The organism is Rhizobium sp. P1_E6 (assembly GCF_056405875.1).
Genome location: NZ_JBFUBG010000003.1, coordinates 176,085 through 193,284 on the forward strand (window position 1 = coordinate 176,085; position 17,200 = coordinate 193,284).

19 protein-coding genes are annotated in these 17,200 nt (G+C 60.0%); 14 read left to right on the forward strand and 5 right to left on the reverse strand.

What is annotated here, in order from left to right; translation table 11 throughout:
* Positions 1–36 precede the first annotated feature (36 nt).
* Together AC1D35_RS03565 and AC1D35_RS03570 are read right to left on the reverse strand one after the other, a co-directional pair.
* Positions 37–1,320 carry an O-acetylhomoserine aminocarboxypropyltransferase gene (locus AC1D35_RS03565; protein WP_113301215.1) on the reverse strand — a complete coding sequence of 428 codons (1,284 nt, stop codon included), beginning with the start codon at positions 1,318–1,320 and terminating at the stop codon, positions 37–39.
* 117 nt (positions 1,321–1,437) lie between these two features.
* A complete protein-coding gene (locus tag AC1D35_RS03570) occupies positions 1,438–1,866 on the reverse strand; it encodes a CoA-binding protein (protein ID WP_113510530.1) in 429 nt (142 codons plus the stop codon).
* Between the two features lie 116 nt (positions 1,867–1,982).
* Between AC1D35_RS03570 and AC1D35_RS03575 the strand changes: the two genes are divergently transcribed.
* On the forward strand, positions 1,983–2,306 hold the full coding sequence (locus AC1D35_RS03575) for a hypothetical protein (RefSeq protein ID WP_113308466.1): 324 nt from the start codon (positions 1,983–1,985) through the stop codon (positions 2,304–2,306).
* Positions 2,307–2,785: 479 nt separating this feature from the next.
* Entirely contained in the window at positions 2,786–3,622 is an 837-nt protein-coding gene (locus tag AC1D35_RS03580; protein WP_477851802.1) for an EamA family transporter, read from the forward strand.
* Here the strand turns inward: AC1D35_RS03580 and AC1D35_RS03585 are convergent, their stop codons facing one another.
* Positions 3,623–4,456, reverse strand: a complete 834-nt coding sequence (locus AC1D35_RS03585; protein ID WP_477851803.1) for an enoyl-CoA hydratase — start codon at positions 4,454–4,456, stop codon at positions 3,623–3,625.
* A gap of 350 nt (positions 4,457–4,806) precedes the next feature.
* Between AC1D35_RS03585 and rplM the strand changes: the two genes are divergently transcribed.
* Both rplM and rpsI read left to right on the forward strand, forming a co-directional pair.
* Positions 4,807–5,271 carry a 50S ribosomal protein L13 gene (gene rplM / locus AC1D35_RS03590; RefSeq protein WP_113301210.1) on the forward strand — a complete coding sequence of 155 codons (465 nt, stop codon included), beginning with the start codon at positions 4,807–4,809 and terminating at the stop codon, positions 5,269–5,271.
* Between the two features lie 2 nt (positions 5,272–5,273).
* Complete coding sequence (gene rpsI, locus AC1D35_RS03595; RefSeq protein ID WP_113308464.1) at positions 5,274–5,747, forward strand: 30S ribosomal protein S9; 474 nt, start codon at positions 5,274–5,276, stop codon at positions 5,745–5,747.
* Positions 5,748–5,802: 55 nt separating this feature from the next.
* On the opposite strand, the gene AC1D35_RS03600 is transcribed toward rpsI, so the two are convergent.
* Entirely contained in the window at positions 5,803–6,180 is a 378-nt protein-coding gene (locus AC1D35_RS03600) for a VOC family protein (RefSeq protein WP_113301279.1), read from the reverse strand.
* Positions 6,181–6,458: 278 nt separating this feature from the next.
* On the opposite strand from AC1D35_RS03600, the gene cml reads away from it, so the two are divergent.
* The 9 genes from cml (at position 6,459) to ubiA (ending at position 15,398) form a co-directional block, all read left to right on the forward strand.
* Positions 6,459–7,646, forward strand: a complete 1,188-nt coding sequence (gene cml, locus AC1D35_RS03605) for a CmlA/FloR family chloramphenicol efflux MFS transporter (RefSeq protein WP_477851805.1) — start codon at positions 6,459–6,461, stop codon at positions 7,644–7,646.
* A 106-nt stretch (positions 7,647–7,752) separates the two neighbouring features.
* A complete protein-coding gene (locus AC1D35_RS03610; RefSeq protein WP_113301207.1) occupies positions 7,753–8,121 on the forward strand; it encodes an antibiotic biosynthesis monooxygenase family protein in 369 nt (122 codons plus the stop codon).
* Positions 8,111–9,064 (forward strand): agmatinase, encoded by a 954-nt coding sequence (speB, locus tag AC1D35_RS03615; protein WP_113308462.1) that lies wholly within the window; start codon positions 8,111–8,113, stop codon positions 9,062–9,064. Before AC1D35_RS03610 ends, speB begins: the two co-directional genes overlap by 11 nt.
* Positions 9,065–9,144: 80 nt before the next feature.
* A complete protein-coding gene (gene argC, locus AC1D35_RS03620) occupies positions 9,145–10,068 on the forward strand; it encodes an N-acetyl-gamma-glutamyl-phosphate reductase (RefSeq protein WP_113308461.1) in 924 nt (307 codons plus the stop codon).
* Positions 10,069–10,151: 83 nt separating this feature from the next.
* Positions 10,152–10,943, forward strand: a complete 792-nt coding sequence (locus AC1D35_RS03625) for a sulfite exporter TauE/SafE family protein (RefSeq protein WP_113308460.1) — start codon at positions 10,152–10,154, stop codon at positions 10,941–10,943.
* Positions 10,944–11,005: 62 nt separating this feature from the next.
* On the forward strand, positions 11,006–11,770 hold the full coding sequence (locus tag AC1D35_RS03630) for a bestrophin-like domain (RefSeq protein WP_113308459.1): 765 nt from the start codon (positions 11,006–11,008) through the stop codon (positions 11,768–11,770).
* A 221-nt stretch (positions 11,771–11,991) separates the two neighbouring features.
* Positions 11,992–13,812, forward strand: coding sequence for an ABC transporter ATP-binding protein (locus AC1D35_RS03635; protein ID WP_477938223.1), 1,821 nt, complete (start codon positions 11,992–11,994; stop codon positions 13,810–13,812).
* Between the two features lie 206 nt (positions 13,813–14,018).
* Complete coding sequence (locus tag AC1D35_RS03640) at positions 14,019–14,372, forward strand: VOC family protein (RefSeq protein WP_113308457.1); 354 nt, start codon at positions 14,019–14,021, stop codon at positions 14,370–14,372.
* A 111-nt stretch (positions 14,373–14,483) separates the two neighbouring features.
* Positions 14,484–15,398 (forward strand): 4-hydroxybenzoate octaprenyltransferase, encoded by a 915-nt coding sequence (ubiA, locus tag AC1D35_RS03645; RefSeq protein ID WP_113308456.1) that lies wholly within the window; start codon positions 14,484–14,486, stop codon positions 15,396–15,398.
* A 324-nt stretch (positions 15,399–15,722) separates the two neighbouring features.
* Here ubiA and AC1D35_RS03650 read toward each other — a convergent pair whose 3' ends face one another.
* Positions 15,723–16,826: a COX15/CtaA family protein gene (locus AC1D35_RS03650; RefSeq protein WP_113308455.1), complete on the reverse strand. Its 1,104-nt coding sequence runs from the start codon at positions 16,824–16,826 to the stop codon at positions 15,723–15,725.
* A gap of 115 nt (positions 16,827–16,941) precedes the next feature.
* Between AC1D35_RS03650 and AC1D35_RS03655 the strand changes: the two genes are divergently transcribed.
* Positions 16,942–17,151 (forward strand): DUF2842 domain-containing protein, encoded by a 210-nt coding sequence (locus AC1D35_RS03655; protein WP_029616260.1) that lies wholly within the window; start codon positions 16,942–16,944, stop codon positions 17,149–17,151.
* The last annotated feature ends 49 nt before the right edge of the window (positions 17,152–17,200 follow it).

Here is a 17,200-nt window from a genome sequence, read left to right on the forward strand (position 1 = left end):
GGGGCTCGAAAGAGCCCCTGTCTTTCCCGAACTGCATCAGATCTTCGACAGCGACTGTTCGAGATCGGCGATGATGTCCTTCACATCCTCGATGCCAACGGAGAGGCGCACCACGTCAGGTCCAGCGCCTGCTGCGACCCTCTGCTCGTCGGTCAGCTGCCGGTGCGTGGTAGAAGCCGGATGGATCACCAGCGAGCGCGTATCGCCGATATTGGCGAGATGCGAAAAGAGTTCCAGTCCTTCGACCAGCGCCTTGCCCGCCTCATAGCCGCCTTTGACACCGAAGGTGAAGACGGAGCCCGCCCCCTTCGGAGAATACCGCTGCTGCAAGGCGTAGTTGGGGTCATCCTCCAGGCCGGCATAGTTCACCCAGGCGATCTTGGAATGAGCCTTCAACCATTTGGCAACGGCGAGCGCATTGTCACTATGGCGCTGCATGCGCAGCGGCAGCGTCTCGATGCCGGTCAGGATCAGGAAGGAATTGAAGGGCGAGATTGCCGGGCCGAGGTCGCGCAGGCCGAGCACGCGGCAGGCGATGGCGAAGGCGAAATTACCGAAGGTCTGGTGCAGGACGACGCCATTATATTCCGGCCGCGGGCTGGACAGCATCGGATAGTTGCCGGTCTTCGACCAGTCGAATGTGCCGCCATCGACGATGATGCCGCCCATGGAATTGCCATGACCGCCGAGGAACTTGGTCAGCGAGTGGACGACGATATCGGCGCCGTGCTCAATCGGCCGGATGAGATAGGGTGTTGCCATGGTGTTGTCGACGATCAGCGGCAGATCGTGGCGATGGGCGATTTCGGCGATCGCGGCAATATCGACAAAGGTACCGCCGGGATTGGCAAGACTCTCGATGAAGATCGCCCGCGTCTTGTCATCGATCTTGCTCTCGAAATCATCCGGGTCGTCGGAATCGGCCCAGCGCACCTGCCAGCCGAAATTCTCGAAAGCATGGCCGAACTGGTTGATCGAACCACCGTAGAGGCGGCGGGCGGCGACGAAATTCTCGCCGGGGCGCATCAGCGTGTGGAAGACGATCATCTGCGCCGCATGGCCGGAGGCGACGGCGAGTGCTGCCGTGCCGCCCTCAAGCGCCGCGACACGCTCCTCCAGAACCGCCTGGGTAGGGTTCATGATGCGCGAGTAGATATTGCCGAACTGCTGCAGGCCAAACAGGGCTGCGGCATGATCGGAATCGTTGAAGACGAAGGCCGTCGTCTGGTAGATCGGTGTTATCCGCGCGCCGGTCGCCGGATCGGGCTGAGCGCCCGCATGGATCGCCAGCGTGTTGAATCCCGGATCGTTTTTGGCCATTTCGTCCTCCCGTACTGTTGTTGACGGGCGCGATCATAGCCGCTCGACTGCGAAAGTTAACCGCGATCTTTTTCAACCGCAGCACGTTCCGGGGAAAATCCGTCCTGCCTGATGGCGTCAGCCGAAAAGACGCGGATATTCGATCGCCGGGCATCGGTTCATGACGACCTTGATGCCGCCGGCCTCTGCCTTGGCGGCGGCCGCATCGTCGCTGACGCCGAGTTGCGCCCACACAACCTGCGGGCGGGGATCGAGTGCCAGGGCCTCATCCACCACTCCATCAAGATATTCGGATGCGCGGAACACATCGACCATGTCGACCGGTTCGGGAATGTCGGCAAGGCGGGCATAAACGGTCTGCCCATGGATCTGCTTGCCCGCCTGCCCCGGATTGACGGGAATGACCTTATAGCCACGCGACAGGAGGTAGCCCATGACACCATTGCTCGGTCGGGCCGGATTGGGCGAAGCCCCTGTCAGAGCGATGGTTCTCACGGATTTCAGAATGCCGGAGAGATAGTCGTCGGCATAGGAATCATAGTTCATCAGGGTTCTCCAGTCTGGTGTCACCAGGGGCGGATTTCACAGTCGCGATTCATTGAAACCGTCGGCCAGTTTTGGACGTATATATAGGTGCCGGAATATCAGGGAGAAATTGTGCCATGAAAAAAATCGCCCTTGCCCTCGCGCTCGTGCTGACCGCCTCGCCGGCGCTTGCGATCTCGCGCTACAATCCGCTTGCCATGACCTGCCAGAGCGTGCGGGCGGCGATCCACAGTGAAGGCGCCGTCATCTTTCGCTACACCTCGCCGCGCGGTCTTCCCCTCTACGACCGCTATGTCCGCAACAGCAACTACTGCGATGCGACCGATTATGCGGAATGGACGAGCATTCCCTCCAAGGACAACCCCAAGTGCAAGGTGCTGAACTGCCAGAACATAGACAACCAGGACGGGATGCTCTTCATCCCACACTATAGTCTCTAACCCGCGTTCATTCGGAATTTTGAATATTATCGATCCTTTCGCATGCGCGAAAGGATCGATGTTCAATTCAAGGATACAAAAATTCCAGGCTTATTTTCTTAAGTTGCAAATTTATAATCATTTCAAAGTTATAGAATAATATCTACATTTCAGCATCATAGGATTGTCGACAATCTCCTGCTTCGGAAGAGCTTCACCTTTCATGCATAATTTGATCACTATATGTTCACGCGTCCATTAGGAACATCTCATAGTTGAGTAAGGTGAGCATAATTGAACGTATTTCGAGCGCACGCAAAAATTGCTACAACGGTGGGCAATTGTTCAGCTGGTCAATCCATGCTATTGAAAATTCGGACATGCGGAACACACCTTCAGATCAAATAGAACAAACGCAGGTTGTTATTTCACAGCAGGTTTAAACGGGAAAGCTGTGACGTTTTCCCATATTTTGTTGCACTGCTCCCGGATCAGCCATCTTGCCCCTCGACGTCGTTCTCCTCGTCCTTTTCGGTGCTCTTCTGCATGCGACATGGAATGCCATCATCAAAGCCGGCACGGATAAGTCGCTCGATGCGGCGCTGATCTCTGCCGGCGGCGCGGTCGCCTCACTGCCCTTCCTTCCCCTGCTTCCCCTGCCGCAGCCGCAGGCCTGGCCCTTCATCGGGGCCTCCGCCATCCTGCAATTTGCCTATTTCCAGCTGGTCGCCGCCGCCTATAGGGCCGGCGATATCGGTCTGGTCTATCCGTTGATGCGTGGCGCCGCCCCCCTGCTCATCGTCGCCACCAGCGGCTTCATCCTGGGAGAGAACCTGACGGGCGGGGCGCTTGCCGGCACTATGACGATCTGCGCTGGTATCCTTACGCTCGCCTTCGAAGCCCGCCACGGAAGCCGCCGCGCGATCATGCTGGCGCTCATCAACGCCTGCGTCATCGCCACCTATACCTATGTGGACGGCATCGGCGCCCGGCTTTCCGGCAATGCGGTTTCCTACACTTTGTGGATGTCGCTTCTGCCGCCGGTTCTGCTCTTCGCCTGGGCGCTGTCGCAGCGCGGTCTGGTGGCTGTCGCCACTCACGTCAAGCGCAACTGGGCGCGCGGGCTGATCGGCGGCGCCGGTTCGATCGCCTCCTACGGGCTGGCGCTCTGGGCGATGACGAAGGCGCCGGTTGCGACGGTGGCAGCACTACGGGAAACCGCCATCCTGTTTGCGCTTGTCATCTCGGTTGTGGTGCTGAAGGAAAAGGCCAGCGTCTGGCGTTACCTCGCCGGCATCATCATCGCGCTCGGCGGCCTGATCCTGAAGCTCGCCTGATCACTCGCCCTTCCATTCGGGCGTGCGTTTGCCGAGGAAGGCGCCGATGCCCTCGTGCGCATCGCCGGTCAGCATGCTGTCGACCATCACGTTTGCGGCATAGTCGTAGGCTTCCACAATGGGCATCTCCAATTGCCGGTAGAAGGCTTCCTTGCCGATCTTCAATGCCTGAGGCGACTTCGAGGCGATGACGGAAGCGTATTTGCTGACGACCTGCGTGAGGTATTGTTTCGGTACGATACGGTTGATCAGGCCGAAATCCTTGGCAGTCGAGGCGTCGATCGTCTCGCCCGTCAGCAGCATTTCCATTGCCTGCTTGCGGTGGGCGGCGCGGGAGACGGCGACAGCCGGTGTCGAGCAGAAAAGGCCGATATTGACGCCCGGCGTACAGAAGGTGGACGTATCCGTACAGATAGCAAGATCGCAGCTTGCGACGAGCTGGCAGCCCGCTGCGGTCGCGAGCCCGTCGATCTCGGCGATGACTGGTTTCGGAAGGCGCGTGATCTCCAGCATCAGGTCGGCGGCCAGCGCAAAGGTCTCCTCGAAGAAGGCGACGCCATCGTCCTCGTCGGCGCGATGAGCGGTCAGTTCCTTGAGGTCGTGACCGGCGGAAAAGACATTGCCGTTCGAAGCGATGACGACGATGCGCACGTCCTCGTCGTCGGCCGCCCCCTGCAGCTCGCCCATCAGCGTTTCCATTGTCGATATCGACAGGGCATTGGCCGGCGGGTTGTTGAGCGTCAGGCGCAATATCCCGCCGGACAGCTGGCGGAGCACAAGGGCGCCATCGCCCGAATTGTTGTTGTCCTTGCGGAAGGATACGATCTCGGCCATGGGATATTCCTGTGTGCTGTCTATGTCCTGCCCTTTTGCCACAAGGGTGGGGCAATTTCGAGCCGAATACGGCGCCGCCACGGGCCAAAGTGCAAAACTTCGGCCTTTCCAGACCTGTTAATGTGAGGTATTTATATACCACACAGATAAACCGTTGTTTTCATTTCCTTATTTTTCCAGCGCTCGGAACGGCTTATATTGACCGGCTATTCGATTGCCGCTATAAGCCGCGCCGGAAATGCAGCCTTTCGGGGCCGTTTTCTTTTTGGCCTGTCTTTCAGCCAGCCAAACCAAGCAACAAGAAACGCCCCTCGCCTTCGGGCACGGGGATCCAAGAGAGAGTAACAATTATGGTAACCTTCTCCCAGAAGCCTGCAGAGGTGGAGAAGAAGTGGGTTGTCATCGACGCCGAAGGGCTCGTCGTTGGCCGTCTCGCTTCCGTCATCGCCATGCGCCTGCGCGGCAAGCACAAGGCAACCTTTACGCCTCACGTTGACGACGGCGACAATGTCATCGTCATCAATGCTGACAAGGTCGTTTTCACCGGCAAGAAGTATTCCGACAAGGTTTACTACTGGCACACCGGTTATGCCGGCGGCATCAAGGAGCGTACCGCTCGCCAGATCATCGAAGGCCGCTTCCCGGAGCGCGTCCTCGAGAAGGCTGTTGAGCGCATGGTTCCGCGCGGGCCGCTCGGCCGTCGCCAGATGAAGAACCTGCGCGTCTATTCCGGCCCGAACCATCCCCATGAAGCCCAGCAGCCGTCCGTCCTCGACGTCGCCTCGCTGAACAAGAAGAACGTAAGGAGCGCCTGATAGTGGCTGACCTCTCTTCCCTGAAGGATCTCGGCACGTCGTCGGAAGTAGCCGCTGCTGCTCCCGCTCACGTCCGCAAGGTCGACTCGCTTGGCCGTTCCTACGCGACCGGCAAGCGCAAGAACGCTGTTGCCCGCGTGTGGGTCAAGCCGGGCTCCGGCAAGATCATCGTCAACGGCAAGGAATTCGCGGAATATTTCGCACGTCCGGTTCTGCAGATGATCCTGCGCCAGCCGATCGTAGCTGTTGCCCGCGACGGCCAGTTCGACATCATCGCTACGGTTGCCGGCGGCGGTCTTTCCGGCCAGGCCGGTGCCGTTCGCCACGGTCTGTCGAAGGCCCTCACCTACTTCGAACCGGGCCTGCGCCCGGTCCTGAAGAAGGGTGGCTTCCTGACCCGCGACAGCCGCGTCGTCGAACGTAAGAAGTACGGTAAGGCCAAGGCCCGCCGTTCGTTCCAGTTCTCGAAGCGCTAATCGCTTTCTGGATATGCTTTCATGGAAAGGCCGGGCTCGCGCCCGGCCTTTTCGTTTATTCGGGCTTGTTGAAGAAGGCTTCCAGCCGATATCCATCAGGATCGATGATGAAGGCGGCATAATAGAACTGGCTGTAATCCGGACGGATGCCGGGCGGACCATTATCCTCGCCGCCATTGGCCAAAGCGGCAGCATAGAAGGCATCGACGGCTTCTTCGCTCGTGGCGACGAAGCAGAAATGCAGCCCCGACCCGCGATCGGCGGGCACCGGCCGCTCAACTTCGCTGACCCAAAAAGCAGGGCGTTCGGCGCCATACCCCATCGTCCCGTCGAAATTCGACAGCCGCTCGTAACCCAGCGGCGCCAGCGCCGCATCGTAAAACTGGCGTGATCTGTCCAGGCTTTTGACGCCGATTGATACGTGATCGAACATTGGATGTAGCTCCTTGCTGTTTGGTGCCGCAGCTTCTTGGAAGCGATTTGTGAAGTCAACGCGCAGCATTCATCTATTGCCGGCGCAGAACCCGGCTGCTAAATCGACGCCAGGTTTCAAACCGGACAAGACAGGACCTGACATGGGAGCCACCCCGTCCGCAGACAGATAGGCCGCAGCAACCTTTTGATGTTGTTGCGGCATCTGTCCGATCAATCCAGACTGCGATGAGAAGGCAGATCGCCACCGGATGAACTCATTCGAGCGGATGAATACCTATGCCTTCCCAAAACAGGAACTGGACTTGCTCCCTGCCGGCAGCGATGCTGCTTCTGGCACCCTTCGATATCCTGGCCTCGCTTGCCATGGACATCTACCTCCCCGTCGTTCCGACGATGCCTGAAGCCCTCGGCACATCGGCGACAGTCGTTCAACTGACGCTGAGCCTCTATATGCTGATACTCGGCGCCGGACAGATGCTCTTCGGCCCTCTGTCGGACCGGATCGGCCGGCGCCCGGTGCTGCTTGGCGGCGCGCTGCTGTTTGCGGCCTCTTCGCTGCTGCTCGCAGCCACTTCATCGGCCACATTGTTCGTCGTGCTGCGTCTGCTCCAGGCGGCCGGCGCGTCGGCGGCACTTGTGGCGACGTTTGCAACGGTGCGCGATGTTTATGCCGTGAGGCCGGAAGGCGCAGTCATCTACAGCCTGCTTGGCGCGATCCTCTCCTTCGTGCCGGCGCTCGGACCGATCGCCGGCACACTGATGGCCGATCATGCCGGATGGCGTGCCATCTTCCTGCTGCTCGGCGGACTGATGATTGCGGCGATCCTCAATGCGCTGCGGGGCTGGCACGAAACGAGACCTGCGGCATCAGCCAATACAACGATCAGCATGCGCGCAATCCTAGCGAATGCGCATTTCTGGACCTACACGATGGGCTTCAGCGCGGCGATGGGAGCCTTCTTCGTATTCTTTTCCACCGCACCTCGTGTTCTGATCGATCATGCAGGCTTTTCGGGCTTCGCATTCAGCCTTTCCTTCGCGACGGCGGCAGCGGTGATGATCATATCCGCACGCTTCGCCGGCCGTTTCGTCGTGCGATGGGGAATGGCCGGCAGCCTTGCCCGCGGTATGGGCCTGCTTCTTGTGGGCGCATTGCTCCTCGGCGTGGGCGAGGTGTTGTTTGCCCCCTCATTCGCCAGCTTCGTCCTGCCGATGTGGGTGATTGCCGTCGGTATCGTGCTGACGACCGCCGTCACAGCGAACGGTGCGCTGGCGGCCTTTGGCCAAACAGCCGGAACGGCGGTTGCGCTCTATTTCTGCGTCGAAAGCCTTGTTGTCGGCTGCATCGGCACGCTCTTCGTGCTGCTGCTGGACGGCAATACGGCATGGCCGCTCGCCGGCTATTGCACGGTGATGGGTATCATCACCCTGCTTGCGCTGCGCCATATCCGCGCTCGCGGCTAAGATCAAAGGGGCGGCGGACAAGATCCGCCCCCTAGCTTGAAATGGGTTTCCTTGAAATCTGGCGGAAGCTCGCCTACCCCTTCCTTTAGAGACAAGGAACCCGATCATGTCCTCCACCCAGCCCTCACCCTTCGCCACCACGCCCGAGCCGCCCTATTACGTCGTGACCTTCTCCTCTGTTCGTACCGACGGCGACGATGGTTACGGCGCGATGGCAGACCGAATGGCGGAACTGGCGCTGCAGCAGCCGGGCTGTCTTGGGGCCGAAAGCGCGCGGGATGCCGATGGCTTCGGCATCACCAATTCCTACTGGGCCGACGAAGACAGCCTGAAGGCATGGAAACAGGTGGCAAACCATCTCGCCGCCCAGCACCTCGGCCGTAAGCGCTGGTACAAGCAATATAAGGTTCGCATTGCGCGGGTAGAACGCGCCTATGACTTTACCGCCGAGGAAGGAGCCTCCCATGGCGAATAGAACCATCGACCATGCCTTCACGGCACAGAGCCTGACATCGGCTGCCTCCGACCCGACCTTTGCCGGCGCGCTTTCCTTCATGCGCCGCCGCTTCACCAAGGATCTGACCGGAGCCGATGCCGTCGTCTGGGGCATTCCCTTCGATGCTGCGACCTCCAACCGGCCGGGTACGCGCTTCGGGCCACAGGCGATCCGCCGCGCATCGGCGATCTTCGACAATGATCCGCAATATCCATTCCAGCGCGATCTCTTCGCCGAAATGGCCGTCATCGACTATGGCGACTGCCTGCTCGACTACGGCAATCATCAGGACACGCCCGCAGCCATCGAGCGGCAGGCAAGCGCCATCCTCGACAGCGGCGCCTTCCTGCTGACCCTCGGCGGTGACCACTATGTCACCTGGCCATTGCTGAAGGCGCATGTCGAACGTCATGGCCCGCTGGCGCTCGTGCAGTTCGACGCGCATCAGGACACCTGGTTGGACGACGAGCGCCGCATCGACCACGGCTCCTTCGTGGCGCGCGCAGTCCGGGCCGGCCTCATCGATCCTGATCGCTCGATCCAGATCGGCATCCGCACGCATGCGCCTGACGATTTCGGCATCCATCTGCTCTACGGCCATCAGGTCGAGGAGATGAGCGCGACGGAAGTCGCTTCCGCGATCATCAGCCATACGAAAGGTTCGCCCGTTTATCTCACCTTCGATATCGACTGCCTGGACCCGGCCTTTGCGCCGGGCACCGGGACGCCGGTTGCGGGCGGCCCCTCCAGCGCGAAGATCCTCTCCGTGCTGCAGCGGCTGAAGCAGCTCGATGTCAGAGGCGCCGACGTCGTCGAAGTCTCTCCGGCCTATGACCACGCCGATATCACCGCCATTGCGGGGGCGACGGTCGCGATGTATATGCTGGGCCTCCACGCCGAACGGCGCGCGACGGCAGGATGAATGCCGTTATCAAACTGAATCAACTTCATGGCAAACTGATTCCGGAAGCAATTACAAACCACTGAAAGTGCAGGATAATCATGGCAGCAAAGATCTTCATCGATGGCGAGGCTGGAACGACGGGTCTGCAGATCCGCGAACGTCTGGCCGAGCGCCGCGATATTGAACTGCTGTCCATCCCGACCGAGAGCCGCAAGGACAAGTCGGTGCGCGCCGCCCTCCTCAACGAGGCCGATATCGCCATCCTGTGCCTGCCCGACGATGCCGCCAAGGAAAGCGTCAGCCTGATCGAGAACGACCGCACCAAGGTGATCGACGCTTCGACGGCGCATCGCGTCGCCGAAGGCTGGGCCTATGGTTTCCCGGAAATGAGCAAGGAGCAGGCCGGCATCATCGCCTCGGCAAAGCGTGTCGCCAATCCCGGCTGCTGGCCGCAGGGACCGATCGCCACGCTACGCCCGTTGATCGAGGCAGGCCTCGTCCCGGCCGATTTCCCGGTCACGGTCAACGGCATCTCCGGTTATACCGGCGGCGGCCGCTCCATGATCGAGGATTATGTCGCCAGGGGCGAGGATGCGCCTGAGTACATGCCCTACGGCCTGAGCTTCAAGCACAAGCACCTGCCGGAACTGCAGCGCTACGCCAAGCTCTCGGGCGTGCCGTTTTTCCAGCCGGTGGTGGGCAATTTCGCGCAGGGCATGGTCGTGACCGTACCGCTTCAGCTCTCGCATCTGCCCAAGGTGCCGAAGGGTGCCGAGCTGCATGCCGCGATCGCCGACTATTATGCCGGTATCAGGGGCTTCGTCGAAGTCGCTGCCTTCGAGACGACAGAGCGCACTGCGGAGCTCAACCCCGAAATCTACAACGACACCAACCGTATGCGCCTGCACGTCTTTGCCAATGACGATACGGCCCAGGCGCTTCTCGTCGCCGTCTACGACAATCTCGGCAAGGGCGCATCGGGTGCCGCTGTCCAGAACATGGATCTGATGCTGGGCGCGTGACATCGGGCATTTGCCTGTTGTCAGATGAGTGCGACGACAGGGCCTCCGCCCTGTCTCCCAATCCAAATTATGGAGCCTGATCGATGACGCTGGAAGCGCTGGTGACCGGCCTGCGGGCCTGGTTTGATGCCGCGCTGCCCGATCACGGCATTTACGCGCTTATCGTCTTTGCCTTGGTCGCCGGGCTTGCCCGCGGCTTTTCCGGTTTCGGCGCAGCGCTCATCTTCATCCCGCTTGCCGGCGCCGTCATCGGGCCGAAGCTCACCTCGCCTGTACTGCTCGTCATCGACGGGCTCGCGACGCTCGGCATGATCCCGGCCGCATGGCGCGGGGCGGACAGGCGCGAGGTCTTCACGATGGCAGCAGGTGCCGCCCTCGGTGTTCCAGCCGGAACGGCGGTTTTGGCGCTCATGGACCCGCTTTTGCTGCGCTGGATCATCTCGGCGATCGCCATCTGCCTGCTGGCGCTGCTTGTCTCCGGCTGGCGCTATCATGGCAAGCCGGTCGCTCCGCTCAGCGCGGCGATCGGCCTTATTGCCGGTCTCTTCAGCGGCGCGGCACAACTCGGCGGGCCGCCTGTTGTCGCCTACTGGCTAGGCGGCAGCAGTAACTTCACGCGTGTGCGCTCGAACGTCATCCTGTACTTTTCGATCTCCACGGTCTTCAGCTTCGTCAGCTATTATTTCGGTGGGCTGTTCGTCTCCACGGTCTTTGCGCTCACCATCGTCACGCTGCCCGCCTATGCGCTCGGCCTCTACGGTGGCTCGAAGCTGTTCGGGTTCGCCAAGGAAAGCACCTTCCGCATGACCTGCTACATTCTGATCGCAGCCTCGGCGATCGGCGGCATGCCTGTCTTCGACAGTCTGCTTCGTTAGTACCCAATACGATTGCCCGCCTGCTATGAAAGCCTTACACTCTCCCATGTGAGGGGAGCTAAATGGCGTCGGTTCTGATCGGCATTGCCATCATTGGAGGCACGACCGCAACGGTGCTTGCGGCCTATTATTTCATGCATCTGCTTATGGGCGGTGACCCGGGCGGGCGCGACAGGGAACTGGCAAGTTCAGTCATCACTCGCATCGCCAGCCTGCATGCTCTCATCCTCGCCCTCGTTTTTGCGCAGGAAATGATCGAATACCAAGCGCTGCGAACGGAAAGCACAGTGGAAAGCAATGCGGTCGGCGATGTCTTCTATGATGCTGAACGCTATGGCCCGGAAGCACAGGCGCCAATCCAGAAGGCGCTGAAAGATTATGTCCGCATCGTCATCGAGCAGGAATGGGGCGAACTCGGGCGCACCGGCGAACTCTCTTCGGCGGCCTGGGATCAATGGAACAACGCTTATCTCAGAATTCTCGAACTGGCTCCCGTCAATGCCAAGCAGGAGAGCCTGCGCGGCCACATGCTCGAAGAAATCCATATGATTTCGGAATCCCGCGACCGGAGGGAAAACAGCGGCACCGACTCCATCAGCCTGATCTTCTGGTTTGCCGCGGTTTCCGGCGTTATCTTTACCGCCATCGGTTATTACCCCTACCCGCCTGACGGCCGCAACTTGCTGCTGCTGTCGATCTTCGGCGTTTTTACCGGCATCATTCTCTTCTTCATCTACGCCTTCTCCAATCCTTACAGCCCACCTGCCACGTTGTTTCCAACGGCTTTCGAGCGCTTGCAGGAAGAGATCAGCGGGCCGGATCCGTAAGCGGAAATGGTCCGGAGCTCCTGCACAAACCTGCCGCCGTCATGCGCCAAAGCAAAAGACAGTCGCCTTTCGCGGCGTTTTGCGTTAAAAGCGGCACGCTATCAGCAAGGCCGCGCTGCCTGAAAGGTGCGCAGCCCCTGTTTCACGCCGATGGGAGGCACCTATGAAAACGATCCTGATCAACCAGAACAACAAGATCAACACTCAGGATATCCGTCTTCATGTCCAGTTTGCTTCCACGCGCGGAGAAAAAACCGCAGCGTCATAATCGCACCTTCTCAACCGCATCGAAAACCCGCGACTGGCGCCAGATGCGCCTGCGCAAGTTCCTGTCCTATTTCCGGCCGCATCTTCCCCTGCTCATGGCGGACATCGCCTGTGCAGTCGTCGTCGCTGCCGCCGCAGTAGCCCTTCCGCTCTGCGCCAACATCGTCATGAACCATCTCATCGAGCTCACCGACACGGCTTCGGCCTATTGGCAGATTCTCGGCATTGGCGGCGTCATGTTGGCGATCGTGGCGGTCGAGACGGCTGCCATCTTCTTCGTCGATTATCGCGGCCACATGATGGGCGCGCATATCGAGGCGCATATCCGGCAGGAATTGTTCGATCACTGCCAGAAGCTATCCTTCGGCTTCTACGACCGGCACCGCACCGGCCAGTTGATGAGCCGCATCGTCGGCGACTCCTTCTGGCTGGGTGAACTTTTCCATCACGGTCCGGAAGACCTGCTGATCGCCATCCTCAAATATAGCGGGGCGATGGCAGTGCTGTTCTTCATCGATCCGCAGCTAGCCTTTCTGATCCTTTTTCTGACACCGTTTGCAGTAGCTTACGCGCTGCACTTCAACCGGCGTATGAACCGTGCGCTTGAGGCGAGCAAGCAGGAGATCGCCGCCGTCAACGAAAGGGTGGAAGACGCGTTGGCGGGCATTCGGGTCGTCCAGTCCTTTGCCAATGAAGACCTGGAGCGGAAACGCTTTGCGGCGCTGAACAGACGCTTCCTCGAAAGCCGCGCCGATGGATATCGCAGCGAGGCCTGGTTTTCCGCCGGTGCCGAGACATTCGCCCAGATCATTACGCTTCTGGTCGTCATCCTCGGCGGATTGCGCATCCTTGCGGCGGAACTCACCATTGCCGATCTCCTGACCTTCCTGCTGTGCGTCGGGGTACTCGTTGATCCGGTCAAGCGGATGGCGAACCTCGCCCGGCTTTGGCAGGAGGGTTATACGGGCTTCGTGCGGGCGATGGAGATATTGGAGATCGACCCCGACGTTGTGGATCGCCCCTCGGCCCGTGCGTTGAGCACCCCGAAGGGTGAGATCCGGCTTTCGAATGTCGATTTCAGCTATGACGACGGGACGGACGTGCTCAGCAACCTGTCGCTCACCATCCAGCCTGGAGAATTCGTGGCGCTCGTCGGCCCATCCGGCGTGGGGAAAAGCACGCTCTGCGCGCTGCTTCCCCGTTTCTATGATGTCACGGATGGATCGATCGAAATCGATGGCACCGATATCCGCGATGTGACGCTCGCCTCGCTGCGCCGGCATCTCGGCGTCGTGCAGCAGGATGTCTATCTCTTCGCCGGCACCGTGGCGGACAACCTGCGTTACGGTCGCCCGGATGCGACAGACGAGGAGGTGGAAGCCGCCGCACGCGCTGCCCATGCGCATGATTTCATCATGGCATTGCCGCAGGGCTATCAGACCGACATCGGCCAGCGCGGCGTAAAACTGTCGGGCGGACAGCGCCAGCGGCTGACGATCGCTCGCGCTTTCCTCAAGAACCCTGCCATCCTCATCTTCGATGAGGCGACGAGCGCGCTCGACAATGAAAGCGAGCGGGCCGTGCAGCAGGCCTTCCTGACACTTGCCAGGGGGCGTACGACGCTCGTCATCGCCCATCGCCTTTCGACGATCCGCCATGCCGACCGCATTCTGGTGCTCACCGGCGACGGCATCGTCGAAGAAGGCAATCATGACAGGCTGACGGCAAGCGGTGGCATCTATGCCAATCTCTATGGACTGCAGGCGAGCATCTGAGGTCCGCTGACGACGACATGCGGAACAGTTCGGCAGACAGAGCCTGAACTGTTCCGCTGATCGACCAAATGCTATTTCCCTTTCACGCGAAGAGCGCCGTGTGTCCATTCGGACGCACAAAGGATGCTCTAACTCTTTAACTCTACGCGTCAGGCTTTCCGAAAATCGATTTCGGTGTTCGGGCCGATGCTGCAGGGAGGAACACCATGACAGTGCTGCGCATCGTCCCGAATATCGCCACCCCTTCCATTGAAGAGGTGCGAAACTTCTATTCCGAGCTGTTCGACCTTGATGTCGTCATGGACCATGGCTGGATCGTCACCCTTGCCTCCGACAGGCGAGTAATCACTCAGATCGGGATTGCGACGGAAGGCGGTTCGGGAACCGCAGTGCCTGACATTTCGATCGAGGTCGACGATGTGGACGAGGTCTATCGACGCGTGACGAAGGTCGGTCATGCGATCCTCTATGGGCCAGCAGACGAGCCTTGGGGCGTTCGTCGCTTCTATATTCGCGACCCCAGCGGAAAGCTGCTGAATGTTCTCTCCCACACAGGCTGAATGGGTCATTGGCGCAGGGCGATCATTGCAATGACTGCGAAAGCCCCTATTCTGCAGCCGCTAATCCCAGATACGAAATAACTGCTTTCATTAAGAATTTTGGATCATGCCATGAGCGCGTTAAGCCGCCCGGATTTGAGCGATATTCACCGGGGTGACTGGGTGGATCGTTGGTTGCCAATCACGTGGCGGCCTTACACGAGGCTAGCACGGCTGGATCGTCCTGTCGGAATATGGCTGACGCTTTTTCCATGCTGGGCGGCGCTGTTTCAGGCGTCTCATGGCCTGCCCGATATCAAACAAATGGTCGTCTTCACGCTCGGCGCCCTGCTGATGAGAAGCGCCGGTTCCACGATCAACGATATCGCGGACCGGAAATTTGACGGCCATGTCGAGCGAACCCGTTTTCGGCCTCTGGCGAGCGGGCAGATCGGCGTAGGCCAGGCGTTGACCTTTCTGGGCATCGAACTCGCCCTGGCGGCGTCTCTCCTGTTGTTTCTGACGCCCTACACGCGGCTCGTCGCCCTATGCGTCCTGCCCCTTGTGTTCATCTATCCGCTCTGCAAACGCTTCACCCATTGGCCGCAGGCGGTGCTGGGCGCGGCCTTCAACTGGGGCATGCTCATGGCCTGGGCCGAAATAGCCGGCCATATTCCTGCCGGTGCCGTCCTCATGTGGGCGGGAGCCATCTCCTGGCAGATCGGCTACGATACCGTCTATGCCTATGTCGATGCGAAAGACGACAGAAGCCTCGGCCTGAAATCGACGGCAATCCTGTTCGGCCGGCATGGCAAGCTGATCATCGGCCTGTTTTACGCCTTGACGATCGTTGCGTGGTCTGTCGGAGGCTGGCTGTTGGGCATGTCTCTGCCCTATGCGTTTGGAATGCTCGCTATAGCCGCGCACCTTGCCTGGCAAACCCGGCGGATCGACCTTTCTCGTCCGGAGGTGAATTATCGTCTGTTCCTGGCAAATATTCTGACCGGGCTATTGCTTGCGGCCTCTGCGCTTACCGGAACTTGGTGAGCCCTATTGGCTTTGGCTCAATAAGAGCAGGGCCGATTATCGCTGGGACGGAAACCGCCGGCACAGGCCGGATTCAGGGATGTATCCTCGCCATAGTCGTATCTCCCCGTCGATGTACAGCCCGAAGCGATCGCCGAAAGCGTGATCAGAGCGCCGGCCATCACGAATGTGCGAAATCTGTTCATGTGAACATCCCCCTTCATAGGATCGCCCAAACGCCAAGCTGACAATCTAGCATGTCACGGCAAATCCATGCGAGGACTTATCGCATTGATCCCATTCACTCTTCCGCGAGCTAGGGGGAGAAAGACGTCGCTACACTGCTCAATCGCGTTCGGCGATAACAGTTGCGCGGGGATATTCGCCGTAATAGCCGCGCCAGTTGGCGACGGCGAAACCGAATACCACCAACGCACCTGCCTGATGCAGCAGGCCCCAGTGCAGCGGCACTTCAAGCAAGAGCGTGGTGATGCCGATTGCCGCCTGGATCGTGATGAGGGCGAAGAGTACCACGGCCCGGCGCGCATGGGTGGTCCAGGATGCGGCGCGCAATGCGATCACCATATTGACGAGCGCCAGAGCGAAGAGCGTGTAGGCGCCGAAGCGGTGGATGAACTGCACCGTCTTCGGGTTTTCGAAGAGATTGATCCAGAAGGGCTGCTGAATGAAGAGGTCGGAGGGCACGACGGCGCCATCCATCAGCGGCCAGGTATTATAGGTGAAGCCGGCATCGAGGCCGGCGACCAGCGCGCCGAGATAGATCTGGAAGAGCGAGAAGATGGCGATCACCGCCGCCCAGCGGTGGGAATTCCTCGTCGGAGCCGCATCCTCGGAATGCGGCGAGAGCCCGCGCATGATCCACATGCAGGAGGCGAAGATCAGACAGGCCATGACGAGATGGGTGGCAAGTCGGTACTGGCTGACATCCGTGCGCGCAGACAGGCCGGAGGAGACCATCCACCAGCCGATGAAGCCCTGCAGGCCGCCCAGCGCCAGGATGCCGGCAAGTGGCCAGCGCAGGCGCTTCTCGATCCTGCCCGTCGCCCAGAAAAAGATGAGCGGCAGCGCGAAGATCACGCCGATGCCGCGCGCGATCAGCCGGTGCGCCCATTCCCACCAGAAGATGCCCTTGAACTGATCGACCGTCATGTCGCTGTTCAATTGCTGGAACTCGGGAATGCGCTGGTAGAGCTTGAATTCCTCTTCCCACTCGGCGGCATTCAGTGGCGGGATGACGCCATGGATCGGTTTCCATTCGGTGATGGAGAGGCCGGAATTGGTGAGCCGCGTCGCGCCGCCGACGAGCACAAGACAGAAGAGCGCCAGCAACACGAAACCCAGCCAGATACGCACGGCGCGGCGGTTGTTGTCCTGCCTGCGTACTTCGGTGCGGATCGCCTGCTCCGGGTTCAGGTTCGCGACGGCCATGATCTCTCCTTTTATCCGGCAGTTGATTTGCCCCACCGGCTGATGCAAAACAAGCCCCGAACCTTTGCGGCATGCCGTCGCGCCGGCTCAGTCCCATCCGTTCGAAAGTTATACGATGCCCATCCGCCTTCGCAAATTCATCGGCACGATCCTGATCATCATCCTCGTGCTTTTCTATGCGATTGTGGCGAATACGATCGCGGTCGCGACGCTCGGCAATGCGCCCTGGTGGGGACACCTGCTTTACTTCGCGCTCACCGGCCTGCTCTGGGTGCTGCCGGCGATGGTGATCATCAAGTGGATGGCCGGTCCGAAACAGCAGTAGGGCCCGATTAACGGCGGGATAACCCTGATCTGCGGAAAACCTCGCTCCG

Excerpts from the sequence above, each read along its gene's own strand:
- AC1D35_RS03565 (WP_113301215.1), bottom strand. The coding sequence starts at position 1,320 with ATGGCCAAAAACGATCCGGGATTCAACACGCTGGCGATCCATGCGGGC.
- AC1D35_RS03570 (WP_113510530.1), bottom strand. The coding sequence starts at position 1,866 with ATGAACTATGATTCCTATGCCGACGACTATCTCTCCGGCATTCTGAAA.
- AC1D35_RS03575 (WP_113308466.1), top strand. The coding sequence starts at position 1,983 with ATGAAAAAAATCGCCCTTGCCCTCGCGCTCGTGCTGACCGCCTCGCCG.
- AC1D35_RS03585 (WP_477851803.1), bottom strand. The coding sequence starts at position 4,456 with ATGGCCGAGATCGTATCCTTCCGCAAGGACAACAACAATTCGGGCGAT.
- rplM (WP_113301210.1), top strand. The coding sequence starts at position 4,807 with ATGGTAACCTTCTCCCAGAAGCCTGCAGAGGTGGAGAAGAAGTGGGTT.
- AC1D35_RS03600 (WP_113301279.1), bottom strand. The coding sequence starts at position 6,180 with ATGTTCGATCACGTATCAATCGGCGTCAAAAGCCTGGACAGATCACGC.
- cml (WP_477851805.1), top strand. The coding sequence starts at position 6,459 with ATGCCTTCCCAAAACAGGAACTGGACTTGCTCCCTGCCGGCAGCGATG.
- AC1D35_RS03610 (WP_113301207.1), top strand. The coding sequence starts at position 7,753 with ATGTCCTCCACCCAGCCCTCACCCTTCGCCACCACGCCCGAGCCGCCC.
- speB (WP_113308462.1), top strand. The coding sequence starts at position 8,111 with ATGGCGAATAGAACCATCGACCATGCCTTCACGGCACAGAGCCTGACA.
- argC (WP_113308461.1), top strand. The coding sequence starts at position 9,145 with ATGGCAGCAAAGATCTTCATCGATGGCGAGGCTGGAACGACGGGTCTG.
- AC1D35_RS03625 (WP_113308460.1), top strand. The coding sequence starts at position 10,152 with ATGACGCTGGAAGCGCTGGTGACCGGCCTGCGGGCCTGGTTTGATGCC.
- AC1D35_RS03630 (WP_113308459.1), top strand. The coding sequence starts at position 11,006 with ATGGCGTCGGTTCTGATCGGCATTGCCATCATTGGAGGCACGACCGCA.
- AC1D35_RS03635 (WP_477938223.1), top strand. The coding sequence starts at position 11,992 with ATGTCCAGTTTGCTTCCACGCGCGGAGAAAAAACCGCAGCGTCATAAT.
- AC1D35_RS03640 (WP_113308457.1), top strand. The coding sequence starts at position 14,019 with ATGACAGTGCTGCGCATCGTCCCGAATATCGCCACCCCTTCCATTGAA.
- ubiA (WP_113308456.1), top strand. The coding sequence starts at position 14,484 with ATGAGCGCGTTAAGCCGCCCGGATTTGAGCGATATTCACCGGGGTGAC.
- AC1D35_RS03650 (WP_113308455.1), bottom strand. The coding sequence starts at position 16,826 with ATGGCCGTCGCGAACCTGAACCCGGAGCAGGCGATCCGCACCGAAGTA.
- AC1D35_RS03655 (WP_029616260.1), top strand. The coding sequence starts at position 16,942 with ATGCCCATCCGCCTTCGCAAATTCATCGGCACGATCCTGATCATCATC.